Here is a 1,105-nt window from a genome sequence, read left to right on the forward strand (position 1 = left end):
AACCCGGCCGACATGGCCTCCACCTGCTGAGGGGTGGCGCCCTTCTGCGGCCCGAAGACGCGAGCCACCCCGCGCGCCCCGGTCAGCACATTGTGCTGGTTCAGCGCCAGCGTGAGCGGAACGCTCCGGTCGGCGAGCGCCGGATGCAGGCCGGAAAGGTCCAGCCTGTCGATGCGGCAGAGGTGGTTTCCTCCGGCGGGAACCTCGTTGCCCACCGCGTCCAGGATCCGCACGCCCAGGGCCTGCAGTGCGCCCATGCCCCCGTCGGAGGTGCCCGAGTCCCCGCAACCGACCAGGATCTGCTGCGCGCCGGCATCGATGGCCGCGGCGATCAGCTCCCCGACCCCGCGGCTGGTGGTGAGCCCGGGATCGCGCTGGTCGTGGGGCACCAGGCGCAACCCTGCGGCTGCCGCCATTTCCACCACGGCGGTCCCGGACGCATCCCCTCCGAGCATCGCGTAGTGGGCTTCGACCGGCTGGCCGACCGGGCCGGTGACCGTGACCGGGATCAGCCGTCCGCCGGTGGCGGCGGCCAGGGTCTTGGCGGTGCCTTCGCCGCCGTCGGCGATCGGTACGGCCTTGACCATGGCGCCGGGCAGGGCGCGGCGCACCCCGGCGCCGATGGCGGCGGCGACGGCGTCGGCGTCCAGGGACTCCTTGAATCCGGACGGGGCGACAAGAATACGTTGGGGCAGTGCGTGAGCCATGGGGGAACTCCTTTGTTGAGCTGGGGAAGGTTCGGTGGTGGGTGGATGGGTGAAAATGTTGGGACCCGGTGCCGGTCGCCGCTGGAGCTAGAGCATCAGCGGCAGGCCCATGGCCGGCCAGACCCAGAAGGCGAAGACCACGACCAGCAGCACCATCAGCGGGCCAAGCACCGCGCTCAGCCGCAGAAGGTGGGCCGGGGTGTAGGTGGGCACGTCCTCGATGTCGGAGAACAGGTTCACCGGTTTGGCGCTGCTGGTCAGGGTGTGGCAGAAACCGGCGGCCGCGGTGGAGGCGAAGGCGATCGCCACCGCGTTGACCCCGAGCCCGGGCGCCAGGGAGATCACCAGCGGGATCAGCACCGCCGAGCGGGCCGAACGGGACTGGATGACCAGGTGGG

At 71.3% G+C, this 1,105-nt stretch carries 1 protein-coding gene and 1 pseudogene; both read right to left on the reverse strand.

Annotated elements, in window-relative coordinates:
* On the reverse strand, window positions 1–707 hold a 707-nt coding region (locus RCJ92_RS15930), incomplete at its 3' end, for a glycerate kinase family protein (RefSeq protein ID WP_446755129.1).
* Between the two features lie 87 nt (window positions 708–794).
* A pseudogene (locus RCJ92_RS15935) lies at window positions 795–1,105 on the reverse strand (SLC13 family permease); the annotation flags it as partial.

This window comes from Glutamicibacter sp. BSL13 (assembly GCF_052928425.1).